This window comes from Piscinibacter sp. (assembly GCF_050175855.1).
GTDB lineage: Bacteria > Pseudomonadota > Gammaproteobacteria > Burkholderiales > Burkholderiaceae_C > Piscinibacter.
Genome location: NZ_JBFXIO010000540.1, coordinates 1 through 2,778, shown reverse-complemented (window position 1 = coordinate 2,778; position 2,778 = coordinate 1). Strand labels below are relative to the sequence as shown.

General features: G+C 65.8%; 3 protein-coding genes. All 3 read left to right on the top strand.

The window, feature by feature from the left end:
- A partial coding sequence (locus AB7U92_RS25380) for an enoyl-CoA hydratase/isomerase family protein (RefSeq protein WP_428583365.1) occupies positions 1-684 on the top strand: 684 nt, incomplete at its 5' end.
- Between the two features lie 32 nt (positions 685-716).
- Complete coding sequence (locus tag AB7U92_RS25375; protein ID WP_428583363.1) at positions 717-1,706, top strand: tripartite tricarboxylate transporter substrate binding protein; 990 nt, start codon at positions 717-719, stop codon at positions 1,704-1,706.
- Between the two features lie 28 nt (positions 1,707-1,734).
- A partial coding sequence (locus tag AB7U92_RS25370; RefSeq protein ID WP_428583361.1) for an ABC transporter substrate-binding protein occupies positions 1,735-2,778 on the top strand: 1,044 nt, incomplete at its 3' end.

Sequence of the window (2,778 nt, the reverse complement as noted above, 5' to 3'; positions counted from 1 at the left end):
AGCATGCTCGCCCGCGATCAGCTTCGCATTGCATTCGAAGCACTCGACGCCGACGAGCGCATCCGCGTCATCGTGCTTCGAGGTGCCGGCGAACACTTCTCCAGCGGTGGCGACATCAAGGGCTTTCTCGCAGCAACGCCCGAACATGTCAGCAAGCTGGCCTGGAACGTCGCGGCTCCAGCACGCTGCAGCAAGCCGGTGATCGCGGCAGGCCGTGGCTACTGCTTCGGCGTGGGCTTCGAGCTGTCGCTGGCCTGCGACTTCCGCCTGGCCACGGACTCGACGCTCTATGCACTGCCCGAGCAGAAGCTCGGCCAGATTCCCGGTTCCGGTGGTTCGGCCCGGCTGCAGAAGATGGTGGGCATCACCCGCACCAAGGACATCGTGATGCGCTCGCGGCGCATCCCCGGCCGCCAGGCGTTCGATTGGGGCGTGGCCACCGAGTGTGTGCCCGATGCCGAACTCGAGCATGCCACCGATGCGCTGGTGGAAGAGCTGCGTGCGTTCTCGCCGATCGCCCAGCGTACCGCCAAGAAACTGCTGAACGACACGGAGGACTCGCCGCTGTCGATCGCCATCGAGTTGGAGGGCCACTGCTACTCGCGCCTGCGCAGCTCGGAAGACTTCCGAGAAGGCGTCGAGGCGTTCCACAGCAAGCGCAAGCCGGTCTTCGTCGGCCGCTGATCAGGTCCACCCACTGCCTGCAAGGAGGCCGCATGGTCACTGAAGTTTCCCGATCGCGCCGCGCGCTGACCTTGGCTGCCGGCGCTGCGGCACTGGCAGCGTCATGGACCCTGCCGGCACGCGCTGCCGACTATCCCAGCGGACCGCTGCGCATCGTCGTGCCCTACCCGGCGGGCGGGTTCAACGACACGCTCGGGCGTCTGGTCGCCAAGCAGCTGTCCACGGCGTGGAAGGTGAGTGCCGTGGTGGAGAACAAGCCGGGTGCCGGGACGATGATCGGTACGCAGGCCGTGGCCACTGCCCCGGCCGATGGCCAGACGCTTCTGGTCATCCAGTTTCCGTTCGCCTCGAATCCGTGGCTCTACAAGCTGCCCTACGACACCGAACGTGCGTTTGCACCCGTGATCCTTGCAGGGCGTTCGCCGATGGTCCTGGTCACCCATGCGGGCAGCCCCTATCGCACCGTCGCCGATGTGCTGACCGCGGCGCGCGCCAGTCCGGACAAGATCAGCTACGGCACCTCGGGTGCCGGCTCGTCGAATCATCTGGCCATGGTGCTGTTCGAGAGCCAGGCCGGCGTGCGTATGAACCCTGTGCCTTACAAGGGCAGTGCCCCGCTGATGACCGATCTGTCAGGGGGACACGTGGGACTCGCCGTCGACCTGCTGCCGCAAGTGCTGCCATTCATTCAGGCGGGCAAGGCGCGCGCCCTGGCGATCGCGAGCCAGCGTCGATCTCCGCTGCTTCCGGATGTGCCCACCGCTGCCGAAGTCGGCCTGCCGGGATACGAGGTGTCGTCCTGGCACGGCTTCGTCGTGCCGGCAGGTACGCCGCAGCCAGTGATCGAAAGGCTCAATCGCGAGATCAACCGAATCCTTTCCACCGAAGAGGTCCAGCGAGCGTTCGCGGCGCAGGGCGTCACTCCCGACGGTGGTTCGCCGGCAGTGTTGCGTGACTTCATTGCCAGCCAGATGACGTTGTGGAAGCGCGTCATCGACCAGCACGGCATCAAGGCCGAATGAACCCAAATACAACTCCTGGAGACAGACCATGAACCGAAATCACCTCAATGCAATGGCCGCGGCTCTGGCGATTTTCTCGCCTCTGGCTGCATCCGCCCAGACCGGGCCGATCCGCGTCGGCGTCGTCACTCCGTTGTCGGGCACGTACGCCGGCATCGGCCAGCAGGTGAAGTGGGGACTGGACCTCGCAGCAGCACAGATCAACGCGGCTGGCGGCGTGATGGGTCGCAAGCTGGAGCTGGTCTACGAGGACGAGGAAGCGAACCCGGCCGTGGCCACGCAGAAGGCCGAGAAGCTGTTCCAGGTTGGCAGAGTCGACTTCCTCACCGGCACGGTGAACTCGGGCTCCACCCTCGCCGTGGGCCAAGTGGCCGAGCGCAACAACCGGCTGATCGCGACCACGGTGTCTTTCGCCGACTCGATCACCGCCGACAAGTGCAGTCCCAACGTGTTCCGCGTCAATGCGCGTGCCGGCATGCAGAGCGCCGCGCTAGCCGATTGGATGGCCTCGACGCAGAAGAACGCCAACGTGTTCTACCTCGGGCCCGACTACGAGATGGGCCGCAGCACGGTCGCGGCATTCAAGGCGGCTGCCGAAGGCAAGGGCGCCAAGACCGTCGGCGAGGTGTTCGCGCCTCTGGACAACAAGGACTACTCGCCGTACTTCGGCCAGATTCGCGGCTCTCGCCCGACGGTGATCTACACCTCGGTGGCAGGGAACGACACGGTGCGGCTGTTCACGCAGATGGCTGAGTTCGGCGTCAACCGCAACGTGCAGGTCGTCGGTGCCTCGGGCACGGTGACCTCGCAGAACCTGGCCGCCATCGGCAAGGCGGCGGACGGCTTCGTCACCGGCGAGGGCTATTCGCCCAGCATCGACTCGCCGGAGACCCGCAAGTTCGTCGCCGACTTCGAGGCGGCGAACAAGTCCAAGCCTGATCTGTACGGCGCCGACTCCTATGGCGTTCTGTTCTTCTACAAGGCGGCCGTAGAGAAGGCCGGCAGCACCGACACCGACAAGGTGCGCGAGGCCATGCGCGGCCTGCAGTGGGCAACGCCGCAGGGCCCGAAG